Here is a 19,432-nt window from a genome sequence, read left to right as displayed (position 1 = left end):
GGGCGTGCCTTTTGTACCTGAATCCTTTCATGCCCCAGCGGCACCCGGGGGCACAGTCCGCGTGACGGACAGCAACCGGCCACGATCCGGCCGGGAACCGCCCGGGAAACCGGACGGCGGGCGGGCACCCGGCTGCGGGACCGGGCCCGTCCAGGTCCGACGGCGGCCGGGCTCAGTGCCCGGCGAGCGCCTTCTCCCCCGCCTCGCGCATCGCCGCCAGCGGCCCGGGCGTCCGCCCGGTGAAGGCCTCGTTCTGCAGCACCGCCTGGTGCACCAGCAGGTCCAGCCCACCCAGGACGGTCGCCCCGCGCCCGGCGCAGGCGGCGGCCAGCGCCGTCGGCCACGGGTGGTACAGCACGTCGAACAGCGCGCCCGGCTCGGCGGGCAGCGCCTCGGCGAAGACGTCGGTCGCCCCGACCGGTGTGGTGGAGACGGTCAGCGGCCGGGTCAGCGCCTGCGCCCCGAGCTCCCAGTCGGCGGTGCGGACGGCGACGCCCAGCCGTTCGCCCAGCTCGGCCATCTCCCGGGCCCGCTCGGCGCTGCGCACGTAGACCTTCACCTCGCCGGTGCAGATCTGGGCGAGCGCGGCCAGTGCCGAGGAGGCGGTGGCCCCGGCGCCCAGGACGGCCGCCTCGGGCACCTCGGTGATCCCGCGCTCGCGCAGCGCGTTGACCAGCCCGGGGACGTCGGTGTTGTCCCCGGTGCGCCGGCCGTCGGCGGTGAACACCACGGTGTTCACCGCGTCCACCGAGCGGGCCGTCGCGCTGACCTCGTCGAGCAGCGGGATGACCGCCCGCTTCAGCGGCATGGTGAGCGACAGCCCGGCCCACTCGGCCTCGTCCAGCGCGGCGACGAACCCGGGCAGCCCGGCCTCGTCGACCTCGAAGCCGTCGTAGCGCCAGCCGTCCAGCCCGAGCGCCGCGAAGGCGGCCCGGTGCAGGTCCGGCGAGAGCGAGTGGGCGATCGGCGAGCCGAGAACGGCCGCCCGGTGCTTGCTGGTCAACGCTTCTCTCCGCGAACTGGCGAACTGTCGTCCGGCCGCGGCTGCTTCCTGGTGCCGCGGCTGCTTCCTGGTGGTGCGGCTACTTCTTGGTGGTGCAGTGGCCGCGCGCCTCGTCGAAGCCCTGCCCGGCCGACTGGCAGTACTCCTTGACGTTGGCGTAGTGCTCCTTGCTCGTCTCGGCGAACCGGGTCTTGGTCGGGGACATCGCGATGAAGTACAGCCACTTTCCGTCCGCCGGGTGCAGCGTCGCGTTGAGCGCCTCGTCGCCGGGGTTGGAGATCGGACCGGGCGGCAGGCCCTGGTTCACGTAGGTGTTGTACTTGTTGGACGCGTCGTCCATGTCCTTCTTGTCGAGGTCCTTGCGGCCCAGCGAGTACTGGAGCGTGGTGTCCATGCCGAGCCGGTGGTTGATCTCGCCGCCGGCCGCCAGCCGGTTCTGGATGGTCTTGGCCATCTTGGCGAAGTCTTCCGGGTTGTTGCCCTCGCGCTGGAGGATGCTCGCCTCGATGAGCACCTCGTAGCCGGTCTTCAGCCCCACCGAGGCCGCCTGGGCGTCCAGATCGGCGTACTTCTCGGTGGCGTTCTTCACCATCTGCTTGAGCAGGTCCTCGGGCTTCATGCCGTCGGCGACGTTGTAGCGGGTCGGCCAGAGGAAGCCCTCGATGTTGCCGTTCGCGTACGCCGGCAGGCCGAGGTCGTTGACCTGCGCCTTGGCGACGCCCGCCGTGGTGCCCGGCGGCAGCTTCAGCTTGGTGTCGATGAGGGTGTAGATCTCGGTGGAGTTCTTGCCCTCCGGTACGACGATCGCCGCGCCGCCCGCCTGGGCGAGCAGCTCCTTGAGCGCGGCCGCGGCCGGCATCTCCTTCTTCATCTCGTAGAAGCCGTACTGGATGGTGCCGCACTTGGGCTCGGCCTTGCAGGCCGTGTTGAACGCGTCGACGCTCTTGACCACGCCGGCGTTCTTCAGCGCCAGGCCGATCTGCCCGCCGACCGCGCCCTTCTTGACCTCGACCTGGACGGAGCCGGTGCCCTCGCCGGTGAAGTCCGGTGCCGGGCCGAAGTGGTCCTGGTAGAAGCCGTAGCCCCACCAGCCGGCCCCGCCGACGGCGCCGAGCAGCACCGCGGCGACCAGCAGGCAGGCGCCGCCGTTGCGGCGGCCCGACTTCTTGCCCTTCTCCTTGCGCTTCTTCTGGGCCTCGCGGGAGTCGTCCTGCTCGCCGAGGAAGCCGGCCTCCCCGGCCTCGGCGTGCTCGTCGGGGTACCCGTCGTCCTCGTGGCGGCCGCCGTCCGCGTGGCCGTCCCACTCGTCCGTCCCGCCCTCGCGCGCGGCGCCGACCGGATCGGCGCCGGCCTCCAGCGCGGCGGCCTCGGCCTCCCAGTCGATCCCGTCCGGGCCGGGGCCGGAGGCCGGCACCGGCTCCGGGGCCGGCTGCGGCTTGGCCCGGCGTCTCGGCACCTGCCGCTGCGGAGCCTGCTGCTCGGGGGCCGGCTGCTGCGGGGGCTGCTGCTGAAGCGGCTGCTGCGCCTGGACCTGCTGGGGCTGGACCTGCTGCTGGTAACCCTGCTGCTGCACCGGCGCCTGCTGCTGCGCGTACCCCTGCTGCATCGGCTGCTGCGGTTGCGGCTGCTGCGGCACGTACCCCTGCTGGGGGTAGCCCTGCTGCTGCACCGGCGCCTGCTGCTGCGCCATCTGCTGCTGGTAGCCCTGCTGACCGCCCGGGTAGCCCTGCTGCGGCATCTGCTGCTGGGGGGCCTGCTGCTGGTAGCCCTGCTGCGCCATCATCTGCTGCTGCATCTGCGGCGCCATCTGCTGCTGCGCGTACCCCTGCTGCACGTCCCCGTACTGCTGCTGGACCTGCTGGCCCTGCTGCGGGTACTGCTGCTGCCACTGGCCGTCCTGCTGGCCGGGGACCGGCTGCCGGCCGTCGTACCCGGGATCACCGGGGTGCCACGGCTCGCCCTGGGGGTTGTAGCCCCCGCCCAGATCGGTCATTGATCCCCTTAACCGACGGTGACGACCGGAGGATCAAACCGGCCGTCCGGGACGACGCGGTCCCGGCTGATTCTCGAACCGGCGTGCTAGCGCAGCGCCTGGAGGGAGACGTTACCGTACCGCAGCCTTACCCCCGGCCGGGCGGACGCACCGTCAGTGAGCGATCTCACCGACGGCACACAACTCCGTTACGGCGTCCCCGCACCGGGAGCGGAAGGCGCACCGGCCCCGCCCGAGGCCCCCGGGGCCGTCGCCGCCGGGTCGGAGGGCGCGCCCGACGCCGGGCCGCTCGGCTTGGCCGCCGCCCGGTTGGCGTTGAACTCCGCCACGTTGCGTTGCTGGACGTCGAAGCTGTCGGTGAAGCGGGTGTCCCCCGGCTTCACGGTGACGAAGTACAGCCAGTCCCCCGGCGTCGGGTCCAGCGCGGCCATGATCGCCTGCCGCCCGGGGTTGGAGATCGGGCTCGGCGGCAGCCCGGCGTGCAGGTAGGTGTTGTACGGGGAGTCCAGCCTGGTGTCGGTCACCGAGGTGTTCAGGGTCGAGCGGCCGAGCGCGTAGTTGATGGTGGAGTCCAGCTGCAGGGGCATGCCCTTGGCCAGCCGGTTGTAGATCACCCGGGCCACCTTGCCCATGTCCTCGGTGTTGTCTGCCTCGCCCTGGACCATGCTGGCCACGGTGATCAGCCCGTACACGCTCTGCCCGAGGTTCTGCGCGACCACGGTGGCGTCGTCCCGGCCGAACTCCCGGCCGGCCCGGTCCACCATCTGCTTCAGCAGGTCGAAGGCGGTGGTGCCCTCGGTGACGCTGTACGTCGCCGGGAACAGGTAGCCCTCCGGGCTGCCGTTGGCGAAGTCCGGCAGGCCGAGTTCGGCGCCCTGGTCCTGGGCGGTCTTCTGGGCGGTGCCCGCGGGCAGGTTCAGCTTCTTGTCGATGGCCGCGTAGATCTGGTAGCCGCGCCAGCCCTCGGGGATGGTCAGGCCGTTGGCGTTGGCCGGGTCGATCAGGACCGCCAGCGCCGCCGCGGCCGACATCCGCTGCTTCAGCGTGTACGTCCCGGGCTGGATCCGCCCGGCCGCCGCCGCACTGCCCTTCGCGGCCCGGGTGAAGGCGAGCGAGCTGGCCACCACGCCGTTGCGGACCAGCGCGGAGGCGATCTGGGAGAGGCCGGCGCCCTCCGGCACCGAGACCTGCACGCTGCCGGTGCCCTGCCCGGCGAAGTCGGCGGCGGCCGGGGGTTTGCGCTGCGCCTGGATCCAGGTGTACCCGGTCAGCCCGACCCCGCCGAACACCGCGATCAGCGCGAGCGCGGTGAGCGCGCAGGCCAGCCCGTTGCGCCGTCGGTGCGGATCGGGCGCATCGAAGCGCGGACGGGGCGCACCCGGCGGACGGCCCTCCGGTTCCAGCACCGGTGCGCCCAGATGCCCGGGCGTGAGACCCGGGTGGAAGTCCTGGTCGGTCATGGCTCGCGCCCCCTTCGGCGGTCCCAGATCGATCCGGATCGACATGAATCGATCCAAAACAGACAAGGAAGCGAACGAAAAGGGGTCCGTGCGGACGCGTCCGCACGGACCCCTCAACGGGACGTTAGATCAGACCGGTCAGCCGACCGCCTCGACGCTCTCACCGGGCGGGCGTCCGCTCACCCGTTCGGACTCAAGGGCGGTCTGCAGGATCACCACCGCGGCGGCCTGGTCGACCACCGAGCGGCCCTTCTTCGCCTTGACCCCCGAGGCGCGCAGCCCGTGGGTCGCGGTGACGGTCGACATCCGCTCGTCCACCAGCCGCACCGGCACCGGGTAGAGCCGGTTCGCCAGCCGGGTCGCGTACGCCCGGACCTTCTCCGCCGCCGGGCCCTCCTTGCCGCTGAGCGAACGCGGCAGCCCGACGATCACCTCCATCGCGTCGTACTCCTCGACGATGGCGGCGATCCTGGCCTGCGACTTCACCCCGGCCGGGACGGTCTCCACGGGCGTGGCGAGCACCCCGTCGGGGTCGCAGGACGCGACCCCGATCCGGGCGTCCCCGACGTCGACGGCGATCCGCCGACCCCGTCGGAAGGGCCTCTCCTCGAGCTCCATCAGCTGGCGCGCTCCGCGACCAGGCCGAGCACCGCGGCGATGGCCTCGCCGACCGCGGCCGGGTTGGAGCCGCCGCCCTGGGCGACGTCGTCCTTGCCGCCACCGCCGCCGCCGAGGGTCTTGGCGGCGGTCCGGACCAGCTCGCCGGCCTTGATGCCGCGGCCGCGGGCGTCCTCGTTGGTGGCGATCACGGTCAGCGGGCGGTCGTTCGCCACGGTGAACGCGGCGACCACGGCCGGGCGCGAGCCGAGGCGGCCGCGCACGTCCAGGACCAGCTTGCGCAGCTCGTCCGCGCCCACGCCGTCGGCGACCTGCGCGGCGACCACGGCGATGCCGTGCACGTCCTCGGCCGAGTCGGCCAGGCCCGCCGCGGCGGCCAGCACCTTCTCGGCGCGGAAGCGCTCGATCTCCTTCTCGGCGTCCTTGAGCTTGGCGAGCATGCCCGAGATCTTCTCCGGCAGCTCCTCCGGACGGCCCTTGACCAGCTCGGTGAGCTGGGCGACCACGGTGTGCTCACGGGCCAGGAACCGGTAGGCGTCGCTGCCGACCAGCGCCTCGACGCGGCGCACGCCGGAGCCGATCGAGGACTCGCCGAGCAGCTTCACCAGGCCCAGCTGGGCGGTGTTGCCGACGTGGGTGCCACCGCACAGCTCCTTGGAGAAGTCGCCGATGGTGACGACCCGGACCTCGTCGCCGTACTTCTCGCCGAACATCGCGATGGCGCCGGCCTTGCGGGCCTGGTCCATCGTCATGACCTCGGCGGTGACCTCCAGCTCGCGGGTCAGCACGTCGTTGATCTTCTGCTCGACGTCGACCAGCACGCTGCCGGGAACGGCGGCGGGCGAGCCGAAGTCGAAGCGGAAGCGGCCGGGGGCGTTCTCGGAGCCGGCCTGGGCGGCCGTCGGGCCGAGCGCGTCGCGCAGCGCCTGGTGGGTCAGGTGGGTGGCCGAGTGGGCGCGGGCGATCGCCCGGCGGCGCTCGGTGTCGATCGTGGCGTACGCCGAGGCGCCCAGCACGACCTCGCCGAACAGCACCCCGCCGGAGTGCACGATGACGCCCGGGACGGGCTGCTGCACGTCGCGGATCTCCACCACCGCGCCGGACTCCAGCCGGATCCGGCCCTGGTCGGCGAGCTGACCGCCGCCCTCGGCGTAGAACGGGGTGCGGTCGAGGATGATCTCGACCTCGTCGCCCTCGGAGGCGGCCGGCGCCGGGACGCCGTCCACCAGCAGGCCGACCACGGTGGCCTCGCCCTCGGTGAGCGAGTAGCCGGTGAAGACGCTGGCGCCGGACGTGTCGGCGACCTCGCGGTACGCGGCGACGTCGGCGTGGCCCATCTTCTTGGCCTTGGCGTCGGCCTTGGCGCGGTCCCGCTGCTCCTGCATCAGGCGGCGGAAGCCGGCCTCGTCCACCTGGAGGCCCTGCTCCTCGGCCATCTCCAGGGTCAGGTCGATCGGGAAGCCGTAGGTGTCGTGCAGCTTGAACGCCTGGTCGCCGGAGAGCACCGCGCCGCCGGACTGCTTGGTCTCGGTGACCGCGGCGTCCAGCAGGTTGGTGCCGGCCTTCAGGGTCTGGAGGAAGGCCGCCTCCTCGCCGACGACGACCGTCTCGATGCGCTTGCGGTCGCTCTCCAGCTCCGGGTACTGCGGGGCCATCGCCTTGATGGCGATGTCGGTGAGGTCCTTGGCCACCACGCCGGTGGCGCCCAGCAGGCGCATGTTGCGGATGGCGCGGCGCAGGATGCGGCGCAGCACGTAGCCGCGGCCCTCGTTGCCGGGGGTGACGCCGTCGCCGATCAGCATCAGCGCGGTGCGGATGTGGTCGGTGACCACGCGCAGCGAGACGTCCGCCTTGTGGTCGGCGCCGTAGGTGTGGCCGGTGAGCTCGGCGGCGCGGTCGAGGATCATCCGGCTGGTGTCGATCTCGAAAAGGTTGTCGACGCCCTGCAGGATGGCGGCGAGGCGCTCCAGGCCGAGGCCGGTGTCGATGTTCCGGCTCGGCAGGTCGCCGAGGATCTCGAAACCGTCCTTGCCGTCGCCGTGGCCGCGCTCGTACTGCATGAAGACCAGGTTCCAGATCTCCAGGTAGCGCTCGCCGTTGACGGCCGGGCCGCCCTCCTCGCCGTACGCGGGGCCGCGGTCGTAGTTGATCTCCGAGCACGGGCCGCACGGGCCGGGGACGCCCATCGACCAGAAGTTGTCCTTCATGCCCAGGCGCTGGATGCGCTCCGAGGGCACGCCGATGACGTCACGCCAGATCTGCTCGGCCTCGTCGTCGTCCTTGTAGACGGTGATCCAGAGCTTCTCCTTCTCCAGGCCGTAGCCACCGTCCGCGACGGGAGTGGTGAGCAGCTCCCAGGCGAACTTGATGGCTCCTTCCTTGAAGTAGTCGCCGAAGGAGAAGTTGCCGCACATCTGGAAGAAGGAGCCGTGCCGGGTGGTCTTCCCGACCTCCTCGATGTCCAGGGTGCGCACGCACTTCTGGACGCTGGTGGCGCGCGAGAACTGCGGCTTGACCTCGCCCAGGAAGTAGGGCTTGAACGGCACCATGCCGGCGTTGACGAGCAGCAGGGTGGGGTCGTCGGCGACCAGGGACGCCGACGGAACGACGGTGTGGCCGCGCTCCTCGAAGAAGCGCAGCCAGCGGCGGCGGATCTCAGCCGACTCCATTAGTGGTCCTTCCGGTTCGGGGTGCCGCCCCGCGGCGGCAGGGCGCGGCGGGGCGTTTCTTCAGTGGTCTGGGGGGTGGTACGGGCGCTGCGGGACGGAGGCAGGGCGGCGGCCGGGCTACCGGGCGCCGCCGAGATAGCTCGGTACTGCGGCTCGCCGCGCAGGACCCGGCGGTCGCCGCGGGGCTCCACCACGGCGGTGCCGTGCAGCCCGAGGTCGTCCTTCAGCTGCTCCTCGCGCTCGGCCATGCCGGCCTTCACGTCCTGGGCGAACTGCTTGGCCAGGTCGCCCAGGTGCAGCGCACCGCGGGCGGCGGTGCCGGAGAGGCTGTCCGGGGTCAGCCGGTGCACGGCCTCGTTGGCCTTGTTCATGGCCCAGACGGTGGCGCCGGCGCCGACCGCCATCCAGAAGATGCGTCGCACCATGCCGTCAGCCCCTCACCGCGCGCCGGACCCGGGAGAACAGTCCGTTCCTGGGCGCCGTCGCGGCGCGGACCTCGGCCCGGATCAGCCGGGCCAGCTCCTCGCGCTCGCCGGCCTGCGAGGGCGCCGGCGGCACGCCGCCCTGCTGCCGGGCGACGGCCTTGCGCACGCCGTAGCTGAACGCCGCGACCTTCACCAGCGGTCCGCCCAGGGTGGCGGCCACGGTGGAGGAGAGCGCGTTGGCGTTGGCGGCGGCGTCCTGCACGTTGGCGGTGATCTCGTCCACCCGCTCCAGCTGCTCGTTGGCGCTGCGCACCGCGGCGCCCGCGTCGGTCAGCAGCGGGACGGCCTGCTCGGTGACGGCGGAGACCAGGACGGCGGCCTCCTTGAGGACCCGGGAGAGGCGGACCAGCACCACGGCGAGCAGGGTGACCAGGACCGCCCAGAAGACGGCGACGAGCAATCCGGCCAGCTCTCCCACGGACACCTTTGCGCGCTCCCTCGCCTTGCAGCTCTTCAGAGGGAACCCTATCGCGCCGACGCCCGGTTTCCGGACCGGGTTCTCTCCCCGGCGATCCGGTCGGGTGTGCGATCGGCGCGCGTAACCTACCGGCCGGTCACCTCGTTCTGCCTGGCAGGCCGTCGCCCGTACGGCCCGACGCACGTCCGGACCGCGACGGTCCGGCCTGGAGCACGGGGAGCAGCCCTTGGCCGGGGACTGGAGAGCGGAGCCCGGGGAGCCCGAGGCGGGGCCGCCCGAGCCGGAGCCCGGCCGGCTGCCGGCCGAGCTGACCGGCTTCGTCGGGCGGCGGGGCGAGCTGGCCGAGCTGGCCGGCCTGCTGGCCACGGCCCGGCTGGTGACGGTCACCGGGCCCGGCGGCGTGGGCAAGAGCCGGCTGGCGCTGCGCGCGGCGGCCCGGGCGGCCGACGCGTTCCCGGACGGCACCTGGCTGGTGGACGTGGCCCCCGTACAGGACCGGTTGCTGCTCGGCCACGCCGTCCTGGAGGCGCTGCGGCTCACCGACGGCGGCGCCCGTCCGCCGCTGGACGTCCTGACCGACCGGCTGGACGGCCGGCGCCTGCTGCTGGTGCTGGACGGCTGCGAGCACCTGGTGGAGGCCTGCGCCGAACTGGCCGACGCGCTGCTGCGGGCGCTGCCCGAGCTGCGGCTGCTGACCACCAGCCGCACCGCGCTGCGGGCCTCGGGCGAGCACCTGCTGACCCTCGCTCCGCTGCCGGTCGGCCCGGCGCCCGCCGGCCCGGCGCGGTCGGGCGCGCTGCCGGACGCGGTGCGGCTGTTCGCCGACCGGGCCCGGGCGGTGCTGCCGTCCTTCGAGGTGACGGCGGACAACGCGGAGGCGGTCGCGCTGCTCTGCCGCCGGCTGGACGGCATCCCGCTGGCCGTGGAGCTGGCCGCCGGCCGGCTGCGCGCGCTGTCGGTGGAGCAGGTCACCGCCCGGCTGGACGACCGCTTCCGGCTGCTCACCGGCGGCTCCCGGACGGCCCTGCCCCGGCACCGGGCGCTGCGCACGACGATCGGCTGGAGCCATGAGCTCTGCACCGTGCAGGAACGTTTACTCTGGGCCCGCCTGTCGGTCTTCGCCGGCGGTTTCGACCTGGAGGCCGCCGAGTACGTCTGCGCCGGCGAGGGCATCGAGGCCGAAGAGGTGCTCGACCTGCTCGACGAGCTGGTCGCCAAGTCCGTGGTGCTGCGCGAGGACAGCGCCTTCGGCGTGCGCTTCCGGCTGCTGGACACCCTGCGCGAGTACGGCGGCCAGTGGCTGCGGGCCGCCGGCGAGGAGCCGCGGCTGCTGCGCCGCCACCGGGACTGGTACCTGGGCGTCGCCACCTGGGGCGAGGTCGAGTGGTTCGGCCCCCGGCAGGCGGAGACCGCCGAGCGCACCCAGCTGGCCCACGGCAACCTCCGCGCGGCGCTGGAGTTCTGCCTCGCCGAGCCCGGCGAGGAGCAGATCGCCCTGCTGCTGGCCGGCACCCTCTGGTTCTACTGGATCGGCTGCGGCCACCTCGGCGAGGGCCGGCACTGGCTGGACCGGGCGCTCGCCCTGGACCGCGAGCCCACCGAGGCCCGGGCCAAGGCGCTCTGGGTGACCGGCTACACGGCCACCCTCCAGGGCGACCTCGGCTTCGCCCGCCCGGCGCTGGAGGAGTGCCGCCGCCAGGCCCTGAACACCGGCGACGACCGGGCCCTGGCCCACGCCGTCCACCGCCAGGGCTGCGTCGCCCTGGTCGGCGACGACCCCGACCGGGCCGCCGAGCTGTTCGAGGAGGCGCTCTGGCACTACCGGACCATCGGCGAGCTCAACAGCAACGTGGTGATGGCCATGCTGGAGCTGGGCCTGGCCTACCTGTTCCAGGGCGACCTGGACAGCGGCGAGCTCTGGTTCGGCCAGGCCCGCGAGCTGTGCGAGGAGCACGGCGAGCAGTGGGCCTACGGGTACGTGCTCTACGCGATGGCGTACTCGCACTGGCTGGACGGCGCCGTCCAGCCCGCCCGGATGCTGGCCCGGGAGTGCGTGCGGCTGAACCACCTCTTCCGCGACCTGCTCGGCATCGTGCTGGGCATCGACCTGCTGGCGCTGCTGGAGACCGAGCCGAGCCGCCCGGGCGAGCCGGGCGACCTGCGCGAGGCGCGGGTGCTCCAGGGGGCCGCGCACCGGATCTGGCGCGCGGTCGGCAACCCGTTCCTGGGCTCGCGGAACTTCTTCGGCCCGCACCAGGAGTGCGCGGAGCGGGCCCTGGCCGGGCTGAGCGCCCAGGAGTACGAGGAGTGCTACGAGGCCGGCACCCTGCTGGACCTGGACGCGGCGGTCGCCCGGGCGCTCGGCGGCGGGGGCACGGCGGAGGGCGCGGAGCCGGTGCCGGATCCCCGCGCGGTGCCGCCCGCGCCGGCGCCCTCGGCGGTGCGGAATAGTTGAAACTTGCCGATTGCTTGAGGAGGCAAGGAACTGCTCGGAAGGAGCACCATGGCCGTCCACAACGCCGCCAACGAGTACCGCATGGCGAAGTTCTACTTCGATTCCAAGGCGTACACCGACGCGACCCGCATGCTCGAAGGCGTCCTGGCCGAGGAGCCGACCAACCTCTCGGTCCGGATGCTGCTGGCCCGCAGCTACTTCCACTCGGCCCAGCTGCGGCGCGCCGAGGCCGAGCTGCTGCGGATCCTGGAGGCCGACCCGGCCGAGGACTACGCCCGGCTGATGCTCGGCCGCACCCTGGAGCGCCAGGGCCGCGCCGAGGAGGCCCGCCCGCACCTGCGGCTGGCCGCCGCGATGGCCGGCGAGAGCATCTGACGGCAGCGGGAGGAACCGCGGGAACAGCGGAAAAGGGGCGAGCCCCCGTCGCCTCGAAAGGCGGCGGGGGCTCGCTCGTGGTGTCGCGAAGAGCGGAACCGGGTCAGCGCGAGTAGTACTCGACGACCAGCTGCTCGTCACAGATCACCGGGACCTCCTTGCGCTGCGGCGCACGGTCCAGGCGGAAGGCCAGGGCCTTCAGGTTGACCTCGAGGTACTTCGGGGTCTGGCCCTCACCCGCGTAGCCACCCTCACGGGCGACCTGGAAGGGGACCTTCTCCTTGGAGCGCTCGCGGACGGTGACCACGAAGCCCGGCTTCATCTGGAACGACGGCTTGTTGACCTTGCCGCCGTTGACCTCGATGTGGCCGTGGACGACCATCTGGCGGGCCTGGTAGATGGTGCGGGCGATGCCCGAACGCAGGACCAGGGAGTCCAGACGGGTCTCCAGGTCGGCGACGAGCGCCTCACCGGTCTTGCCCTCGGCCTTCTTCGCGCGGTCGAACGCGCGCGCCATCTGCTTCTCGCTCAGGTCGTACTGGGCGCGCAGACGCTGCTTCTCGAGCAGACGGACCTTGTAGTCCGAGTTCTGCTTGCGGCCACGGCCGTGCTGGCCGGGCGGGTACGGGCGGGCCTCGAAGTACTTGACGGACTTCGGGGTCAGCGGCACGCCGAGCGCACGCGCGATCTTGACCTTGGGACGCTTCTGGTTCGCCATGAACCAAACCTTCCTTGCTTACGAATACGGCTTCACCAGGTGTTGACGGAGGTCGCATCTCGCGACCCGGAGACAACCCATCGCCGAGGCGATGCGGTCAGCCGCTCTCCGGAGCCGGGCACGGAAGTGCTGGTCACACGGACCGGCCCGGAATCCGGGCCCGTCCGCGACACCGAAACGGTGCGCGACGCTCCTGGTGCGGGCCCCTCGAGGGGGCCTACGGCCGGTGTCCCGCTGGTGCGGCCGGTCGGTGGGGTCTCCCCCGCCGCCGTCCCGGGACATGGCACTCCGATCGAGTATACCGGTGGATCACTCGCCCTTTTCCCCGGGCTGCTCCTCGGCCGGCGCGGCCGCCTTCCGCGGCTTCTGCTCGGGCTTCTGCTCCGCCTTCTGCTCGGCCTTCTTCTCCACCCTGCGCTCCCCGCGCAGCCGCCCGCGCGTCCACTCCACGACCTCCGCGTACCGCGCCTCGCCGCCGCGCCTGGTCGGCTGGTAGTACTCCCGGCCGTGCACCGCGTCCGGCGCGTACTGCTGGGCGGCGATGCCCTCCGGCAGGTCGTGCGGGTAGCGGTAGCCCTTGCCGTGGCCGAGCTTGCCCGCGCCGCCGTAGTGCGCGTCCCGCAGGTGGGACGGGACGGCGCCCGCCAGGCCCTGCCGGACGTCCGCCAGCGCCGCGTCGATCGCCAGGTAGGCGGCGTTGGACTTGGGCGCCAGGGCCAGCGCGATGGCCGCCTGGGAGAGGATGATCCGGGCCTCCGGGAAGCCGATCAGGGCCACCGCCTGGGCCGCCGCCACCGCCGTCTGCAGGGCCGTCGGGTCGGCCAGGCCGACGTCCTCGCTGGCCGAGATCATCAGCCGGCGGGCGATGAACCGCGGGTCCTCCCCCGCCTCGATCATCCGGGCCAGGTAGTGCAGGGTGGCGTCCACGTCGCTGCCGCGGATCGACTTGATCAGCGCGCTCGCCACGTCGTAGTGCTGGTCGCCGTCCTTGTCGTAGCGCACCGCCGCCTGGTTGACCGCCGTCTCGGTGGTGGCCAGCGTGATGCTCGGCTCGCCCTTCTCCAGCGCCGCCCCGGCCGCCGCCTCCAGCGTGGTGAGCGCCCGCCGGGCGTCCCCGCCGGCCAGGCGCACCAGGTGGTCCTCGGCCTCCGCGGTCAGCTCCAGCGCGCCCTCCAGCCCGCGCTCGTCGGCCACCGCGCGGCGCAGCAGCGCCCGGATGTCCTCGTCGGTCAGCGACTCCAGGGTGAGCAGCAGCGAGCGGGACAGCAGCGGGGAGATCACCGAGAAGTACGGGTTCTCGGTCGTCGCCGCGATCAGGGTGACCCAGCGGTTCTCCACGGCGGGCAGCAGCGAGTCCTGCTGGGCCTTGGAGAAGCGGTGGATCTCGTCCAGGAAGAGCACCGTCTCCCGGCCGGACATCCCGACCGCCCGCCGGGCACCGTCGATCACCGCCCGGACCTCCTTGACCCCGGCGGTGATCGCGGACAGCTCCACGAAGCGGCCCTCGACCGCCTGGCTGATCACGTGCGCCAGGGTGGTCTTGCCGGTGCCGGGAGGGCCCCAGAGGATCACCGAGCTGGTCGCCGCCGGGCCGCGCGAGCTCCCGACCAGGCGGCGCAGCGGCGAGCCGGGCTTCAGCAGCTGCCGCTGCCCGGCCACCTCGTCCAGGGTGCGCGGACGCATCCGTACGGCCAGGGGCGCCCGGCCGGGCTCCCTGGTCTGGCGTTCCTCGGCGGCGGCGGTGAAGAGGTCCGGTTCGTCCACACCGGAAGCCTATGCGAGGGCTCGGACAGCCCGCCAAGAGCTGCGCGGGGCCCGTCCTACTCCAGCCCGGCGGCGTGGTCCGGGACGTACTTCTGGAGGTCCCGCGGCGGCCGCTCGTAGCCGCGCGAGGCGGGGCGGGGCGGCAGCTGCACCCGCGGCTCCCTGATCTCGTGGTACGGCACGGTGGACAGCAGGTGGGCGATCATGTTGATCCGGGCCCGGCGCTTGTCGTCGCTCTCCACCACGTGCCAGGGCGAGTCCGGGGTGTCGGTGTGGATGAACATCTCGTCCTTGGCCCGCGAGTAGTCCTCCCAGCGGGTGATCGACTCGACGTCCATCGGGGAGAGCTTCCAGCGCTTCATCGGGTCCTCCAGCCGGTCCCGGAAGCGCCGCTGCTGCTCGGTGTCGCTCACCGAGAACCAGTACTTGCGCAGCAGGACGCCCGACTCGGTGAGCATCCGCTCGAAGGTCGGGCACTGGTGCAGGAACTGCCAGTACTCCTCGTCGGTGCAGAAGCCCATCACCCGCTCGACGCCCGCGCGGTTGTACCAGCTGCGGTCGAACAGGACGATCTCCCCGGCGGCCGGCAGGTGCTCGACGTACCGCTGGAAGTACCACTGGGTCTTCTGCCGCTCGGTCGGTGTGGGCAGCGCCGCGACCCGGGCGATGCGGGGGTTGAGGTACTCCGTCACCCGCTTGATCGCCCCGCCCTTGCCCGCGGCGTCGCGCCCCTCGAAGACCACCACCAGCCGGGCGCCCTCGACGCGCACCCACTCCTGGAGCTTCACCAGCTCCTCCTGGAGGCGCAGCAGCTCCCGCTCGTACGGCTTCCTGGCCAGTCGCGCCGGTTTCCCGGTCCGCTGCTGCTCGGCCACCCTCGGTTCCTCCGTCCGGCTGAATGCTGATCAGCACTCACCGTAGGCGCCCACGGCCGGTTCCGCAGGTCGGCGGGGGCTGTGGCGACCGGGGCCGGTCTCGTGGACCGGCCCTGGGGAGAGGTGCCGGGAGAGGTCAGACGGCGACGAAGGGCTCGGGGTAGCGGCAGAGCCCGCGCGGGGTGCCGTCGTACGACGGCAGCGGCAGCACCTGGAAGTACGCCTCCGGCACCTCGAACGGGCCGGTGACCTCGTGCCGCCCGGCCGGCGCGAAGCCGAACCGCGCGTAGTACTCCGGGTCGCCGAGGACGACCACGAGCTTCTCGCCCGCGTCCTCGGCCGCCGCCAGCGCGGCCCGGACGACCAGCTCGCCGACGCCCCGGCGCTGCCACTCGGGCGCCACCGCGACCGGCCCGAGCGCCAGCGCCTTGCCGTCGCCGACGAGCAGCCGGGTGAGCAGCGCGTGGCCGATCACCAGCCCGGCCCCGTCGACCGCCACCACGGACAGCCCGGGCAGCCAGGCGGGATCGCGGCGCAGCGCGTCCACCAGGTCCGCCTCGTCCGGGCCGGGGAACGCGGCCATGTGGACGCGTCTGGTCGCCGGGGCGTCCTCCGGACATTCGATTCTTGTGGTCACCTGCAAGAGTCAACCCTCCCTGTGTCACACACCGTTGTGGACCGGCCCCGGACGGCGGGTGAGCCGTCCGGGGCCGTTGCAGGTTAGCGGATGACGCGGTGTCAGGACTGGGGCTGGGCCTCGCCCTTGGCGTCCTCGCGGACCTTCGGCTTGGCGTCCACGCCGGCCTCGCGGCGCTGCGCCGGGGTGATCGGGGTCGGGGCGCCGGTCAGCGGGTCGCCGCCGGTGGACGTCTTCGGGAAGGCGATGACGTCCCGGATGGTGTCGTACCCGCCCAGCAGGGTGACGATTCGGTCCAGGCCGAAGGCGACACCGCCGTGCGGCGGCGGGCCGTAGTTGAAGGCGTCCAGCAGGAAGCCGAACTGCGAGGCCGCCTCCTCCTCGGAGAGGCCGATCGCGTCGAACGCCCGCTTCTGCACGTCGCGCTGGTGGATACGGATCGAACCGCCGCCCAGCTCCGAGCCGTTGAGGACCAGGTCGTAGGCGTTGGAGAGCGCCGAGCCCGGGTCGGTGTCGAAGGTGGCCAGCGACTCCGCGGTCGGGGCGGTGAACGGGTGGTGCACCGCGTGCCAGCCCTGGAACTGGCCCTTGTCGTCCTCGATCGGCTCGAACATCGGGAAGTCGACGACCCAGAGGAAGGCCCACTGGGACTCGTCGATCAGCTCGCAGCGGCGGCCGATCTCCAGACGGGCGGCGCCGAGCAGCTCCTGGGAGGCGCGCTCCTTGCCGGCCGCGAAGAAGACCGCGTCGCCGTTCTTGGCGCCCGCGGCGGCGGCGAGGCCGGCCAGGTGCTCCGCGGAGAGGTTCTTGGCGACCGGGCCGCGCAGCTCGCCGGTCTCGGCGTCGATGAGCACGTAGGCCAGGCCCTTGGCGCCGCGCGCCTTGGCCCAGTCCTGCCAGGCGTCCAGCTGCTTGCGCGGCTGCGAGGCGCCGCCGGGCATGACCACGGCGCCGACGTACGGGGCCTGGAAGACGCGGAACTCGGTGCCCTTGAAGTACTCGGTCAGGTCGGTGAGTTCCTGGCCGAAGCGGACGTCCGGCTTGTCCGAGCCGTAGCGGCCCATGGCGTCCGCGTAGGTCATCCGGGGCAGCGGGTTCGGGATCTCGTACCCGTGCACCTCGCGCCAGATGGAGCCGACGATCTTCTCGCCGAGGGCCAGGACGTCCTCCTGGTCGACGAACGAGGCCTCGATGTCCAGCTGGGTGAACTCCGGCTGCCGGTCGGCGCGGAAGTCCTCGTCGCGGAAGCAGCGGGCGATCTGGTAGTAGCGCTCCATGCCGGCCACCATCAGCAGCTGCTTGAACAGCTGGGGCGACTGCGGCAGGGCGTACCAGTGGCCGGGCTGGAGGCGGACCGGGACGAGGAAGTCGCGGGCGCCCTCGGGGGTGGAGCGGGTGAGGTACGGCGTCTCGATGTCGAGGTAGTCGTTCTCCTCCATCACCCGGCGGATGATGTTGTTGACCTTGGAGCGCAGGCGCAGGCCCTTGGCCGGGCCCTCGCGGCGCAGGTCCAGGTAGCGGTAGCGCAGCCGGACCTCCTCGTTGACCGTGCCCGGCTCGTACTCGGCGACCGGGAAGGGCAGCGGGGCGGCCTCGGAGAGCACCTCGATCGCGCTGACGACGACCTCGACGGCGCCGGTCGGGATGTCGGGGTTCTCGTTGCCCTCGGGGCGGACCCGGACGTCGCCGACGACCTTGACGCAGTACTCGGCGCGCAGGCCGTGTACCGAGTCGAGGTCGCGGACCACGATCTGCACGGTGCCGGAGGCGTCGCGCAGGTCGATGAAGGCGACGCCGCCGTGGTCGCGGCGGCGGGCGACCCAGCCGGCCAGGGTGACGGTGGTGCCTGCGTGCTCCGGGCGGAGCGTGCCCGCGTCGTGCGTGCGGATCACAGCTGCTTCTCCTTCAGGGTGGTGACGAGTGCGTCGAGGGCGACGGGGGTCTGCTCGCCGGTGCTCATGTCCTTGAGCTGGACGACGCCCTCGGCGAGGTCCCGGTCCCCGGCGATCAGGGCGAAGCGGGCGCCGGACCGGTCGGCGGACTTCATGGCGTTCTTGATGCTCTTGACGCCGAAGGCGAGGTCGGTGGCCACGCCGGCCCGGCGCAGCTCGACCACCTTGGCGAACAGGGTGTTCTTGGCCTCCTCGCCGAGCGCGACGGCGTAGACGGAGGTGGCCGCCGGCAGGTCGAGGGCGACGCCCTCGGCCTCCAGCGCGAGGTAGGTGCGGTCCACGCCGAGCGCCCAGCCGACGGACGGCAGCGCCGGGCCGCCGATCATCTCGGACAGGCCGTCGTAGCGGCCGCCGCCGCCGATCGCGGACTGGGCGCCGAGGCCGTTGTGCACGAACTCGAAGGTGGTGCGGGTGTAGTAGTCCAGGCCGCGCACCAGCTTGGGGTCGTCCACGAAGGCCACGCCCGCCGCGGTGAGCAGCTCGCGGACCTTCTCGTCGTACGCCTTGCAGGCCTCGCACAGGTAGTCGCGCAGCATCGGGGCGCCGACCAGCTGGGCCTGCACCGACTCGCGCTTGTCGTCGAGGACGCGCAGCGGGTTGATCTCGGCGCGGCGGCGGGTCTCCTCGTCCAGGTCCAGGCCGGAGAGGAAGTCGATCAGCGCGGCACGGTAGACCGGGCGGCACTGCTTGTCGCCGAGGCTGTTGAGCAGCAGCGAGTAGTCGCTCAGCCCCAGCGAGCGGAAGGCGTCGTCGGCCAGGATGATCAGCTCGGCGTCCAGCGCCGGGTCCTCGGCCCCGATCGCCTCGGCGCCGACCTGGGAGAACTGGCGGTAGCGGCCCTTCTGGGCGCGCTCGTAGCGGTAGTACGAGCCCGAGTACCAGAGCTTGACCGGCAGGTTGCCCTGCTTGTGGAGGTTGGCCTGGAGCGCGGCGCGCAGCACCGAGGCGGTGCCCTCGGGGCGCAGCGCGAGCTCGTCGCCGCCCTTGGTGGTGAGGGTGTACATCTCCTTGGAGACGATGTCGGTGGACTCGCCGACACCGCGGGAGAACAGCTTCACGTCCTCGAAGACCGGGGTCTCGACGTAGCCGTAACCGGCCCGGCGGGCGGGCGCGGCGATGCGCTCGCGGATCGCCAGGAAGGTCGCGGAGCTGGGGGGCAGCAGGTCGTAGGTGCCCTTGGGGGCGGTGAAGGTGCTCAACTTCTCTTCCGTCACATTCCTCGTCGCGGGAAAGCCGGGGCGCCTGCCGCCCCTGCTGCCTGTCGGAGGTAGGGGTTGGTGGCGCGCTCGCGGCCGATGGTGGTCTGACCGCCGTGGCCGGAGAGGACCACGGTGGAGTCGTCGAGGGGCAGGCACACCCGGGCCAGCGAGTTCATGATCGCCTCGCTGTCCCCGCCCGGGAGGTCGGTACGCCCGATGGAGCCGGCGAACAGCAGGTCGCCCGAGAACAGCACCGGGGGGAGGTCCTCGGCACCGGGCGTCCGGAAGGTCACCGACCCCCCGGTATGGCCCGGGGCGTGGTCCACGGTGAGCTTCAGGCCGGCCAGCTCCAGCACGCCGCCGTCGGTGAGCTCGCGCACGTCGTCGGGCTCGCCGACGGTGAGCTCGCCCATCAGCTGGGTGCCCAGGGAGCGGCCGAGCGCCTTCTCCGGGTCGGACATCATGTACCGGTCCTCGGGGTGGATCCAGGCCGGGACGCCGCGGGCGCCGCAGACCGGGACCACCGAGGCCACGTGGTCGATGTGGCCGTGGGTGAGCAGCACGGCGACGGGCTTCAGCCGGTGCTCGCGGACCATCTCCTCGACGCCGCGGGCCGCCTGGTGGCCGGGATCGACGATGACGCACTCCTCGCCGGCCGCCGGAGCGACCAGGTAGCAGTTGGTGCCCCAGGCTCCAGCGGGGAATCCGGCGATGAACACGCGCGTCCTTCGGGTGTGTGGCGGTCGGCTGCGGCGGCTGCCAGTGGTGATGCCACCAGTGGTGATTCAGGTGCAGCCTACCGGCGCCGCGG

General features: G+C 72.6%; 16 protein-coding genes. 2 read left to right on the top strand and 14 right to left on the bottom strand.

The annotated features are described in order from the left end of the window. Positions 1-172: 172 nt before the first annotated feature. The 7 genes from ACFY4B_RS07195 to ACFY4B_RS07165 all read right to left on the bottom strand — a co-directional run bounded on the left by ACFY4B_RS07195 (position 173) and on the right by ACFY4B_RS07165 (position 8,652). Entirely contained in the window at positions 173-1,003 is an 831-nt protein-coding gene (locus tag ACFY4B_RS07195) for a shikimate dehydrogenase (protein WP_387966769.1), read from the bottom strand. Positions 1,004-1,082: 79 nt separating this feature from the next. Further along, positions 1,083-2,996 (bottom strand): endolytic transglycosylase MltG, encoded by a 1,914-nt coding sequence (gene mltG, locus ACFY4B_RS07190; RefSeq protein WP_387966768.1) that lies wholly within the window; start codon positions 2,994-2,996, stop codon positions 1,083-1,085. A 188-nt stretch (positions 2,997-3,184) separates the two neighbouring features. Next, positions 3,185-4,456, bottom strand: coding sequence for an endolytic transglycosylase MltG (mltG, locus tag ACFY4B_RS07185; protein WP_387966767.1), 1,272 nt, complete (start codon positions 4,454-4,456; stop codon positions 3,185-3,187). A gap of 138 nt (positions 4,457-4,594) precedes the next feature. Continuing rightward, positions 4,595-5,074, bottom strand: a complete 480-nt coding sequence (gene ruvX / locus ACFY4B_RS07180; RefSeq protein ID WP_049653990.1) for a Holliday junction resolvase RuvX — start codon at positions 5,072-5,074, stop codon at positions 4,595-4,597. Next, positions 5,074-7,743, bottom strand: coding sequence for an alanine--tRNA ligase (alaS, locus tag ACFY4B_RS07175; RefSeq protein WP_049653992.1), 2,670 nt, complete (start codon positions 7,741-7,743; stop codon positions 5,074-5,076). Before alaS ends, ruvX begins: the two co-directional genes overlap by 1 nt. Then, the gene (locus ACFY4B_RS07170) at positions 7,743-8,168 is read right to left on the bottom strand and encodes a DUF6167 family protein (RefSeq protein ID WP_053112171.1); all 426 of its coding nucleotides are present in this window, start codon (positions 8,166-8,168) and stop codon (positions 7,743-7,745) included. The genes alaS and ACFY4B_RS07170 overlap by 1 nt, the downstream gene beginning before the upstream one ends. 4 nt (positions 8,169-8,172) lie before the next feature. After that, positions 8,173-8,652, bottom strand: coding sequence for a DUF948 domain-containing protein (locus ACFY4B_RS07165; protein ID WP_387966766.1), 480 nt, complete (start codon positions 8,650-8,652; stop codon positions 8,173-8,175). Positions 8,653-8,872: 220 nt separating this feature from the next. On the opposite strand from ACFY4B_RS07165, the gene ACFY4B_RS07160 reads away from it, so the two are divergent. Next, positions 8,873-11,101 (top strand): ATP-binding protein, encoded by a 2,229-nt coding sequence (locus ACFY4B_RS07160; protein ID WP_387966765.1) that lies wholly within the window; start codon positions 8,873-8,875, stop codon positions 11,099-11,101. A 48-nt stretch (positions 11,102-11,149) separates the two neighbouring features. Further along, complete coding sequence (locus ACFY4B_RS07155; protein WP_387966764.1) at positions 11,150-11,476, top strand: tetratricopeptide repeat protein; 327 nt, start codon at positions 11,150-11,152, stop codon at positions 11,474-11,476. Between the two features lie 103 nt (positions 11,477-11,579). Here ACFY4B_RS07155 and rpsD read toward each other — a convergent pair whose 3' ends face one another. The 7 genes from rpsD to ACFY4B_RS07120 form a co-directional block, all read right to left on the bottom strand. Further along, positions 11,580-12,194, bottom strand: a complete 615-nt coding sequence (gene rpsD, locus ACFY4B_RS07150; protein WP_030240707.1) for a 30S ribosomal protein S4 — start codon at positions 12,192-12,194, stop codon at positions 11,580-11,582. Between the two features lie 309 nt (positions 12,195-12,503). Beyond that, a complete protein-coding gene (locus ACFY4B_RS07145; protein WP_387966763.1) occupies positions 12,504-13,958 on the bottom strand; it encodes a replication-associated recombination protein A in 1,455 nt (484 codons plus the stop codon). 56 nt (positions 13,959-14,014) lie between these two features. Next, a complete protein-coding gene (gene ppk2, locus ACFY4B_RS07140; protein WP_117487155.1) occupies positions 14,015-14,833 on the bottom strand; it encodes a polyphosphate kinase 2 in 819 nt (272 codons plus the stop codon). Positions 14,834-14,969: 136 nt separating this feature from the next. After that, entirely contained in the window at positions 14,970-15,470 is a 501-nt protein-coding gene (locus ACFY4B_RS07135; RefSeq protein WP_259316510.1) for a GNAT family N-acetyltransferase, read from the bottom strand. 101 nt (positions 15,471-15,571) lie between these two features. Then, entirely contained in the window at positions 15,572-17,362 is a 1,791-nt protein-coding gene (gene aspS, locus ACFY4B_RS07130; protein WP_049651817.1) for an aspartate--tRNA ligase, read from the bottom strand. Continuing rightward, positions 17,359-18,621, bottom strand: coding sequence for a histidine--tRNA ligase (gene hisS, locus ACFY4B_RS07125; protein ID WP_049651818.1), 1,263 nt, complete (start codon positions 18,619-18,621; stop codon positions 17,359-17,361). Before hisS ends, aspS begins: the two co-directional genes overlap by 4 nt. 11 nt (positions 18,622-18,632) lie before the next feature. Continuing rightward, complete coding sequence (locus ACFY4B_RS07120) at positions 18,633-19,340, bottom strand: MBL fold metallo-hydrolase (RefSeq protein ID WP_049651819.1); 708 nt, start codon at positions 19,338-19,340, stop codon at positions 18,633-18,635. Positions 19,341-19,432: the final 92 nt, after the last annotated feature.

The organism is Kitasatospora sp. NPDC001261 (genome assembly GCF_042896795.1).
Lineage (GTDB): Bacteria > Actinomycetota > Actinomycetes > Streptomycetales > Streptomycetaceae > Kitasatospora.
This window is presented reverse-complemented; position numbering and strand designations above follow the sequence as displayed.

Bases quoted from the DNA above. Each gene is read 5' to 3' on its own strand.
- ACFY4B_RS07170 (WP_053112171.1), bottom strand. From the start codon at position 8,168: ATGGTGCGACGCATCTTCTGGATGGCGGTCGGCGCCGGCGCCACCGTC.
- mltG (WP_387966767.1), bottom strand. From the start codon at position 4,456: ATGACCGACCAGGACTTCCACCCGGGTCTCACGCCCGGGCATCTGGGC.
- mltG (WP_387966768.1), bottom strand. From the start codon at position 2,996: ATGACCGATCTGGGCGGGGGCTACAACCCCCAGGGCGAGCCGTGGCAC.
- ACFY4B_RS07155 (WP_387966764.1), top strand. From the start codon at position 11,150: ATGGCCGTCCACAACGCCGCCAACGAGTACCGCATGGCGAAGTTCTAC.
- alaS (WP_049653992.1), bottom strand. From the start codon at position 7,743: ATGGAGTCGGCTGAGATCCGCCGCCGCTGGCTGCGCTTCTTCGAGGAG.
- rpsD (WP_030240707.1), bottom strand. From the start codon at position 12,194: ATGGCGAACCAGAAGCGTCCCAAGGTCAAGATCGCGCGTGCGCTCGGC.
- ruvX (WP_049653990.1), bottom strand. From the start codon at position 5,074: ATGGAGCTCGAGGAGAGGCCCTTCCGACGGGGTCGGCGGATCGCCGTC.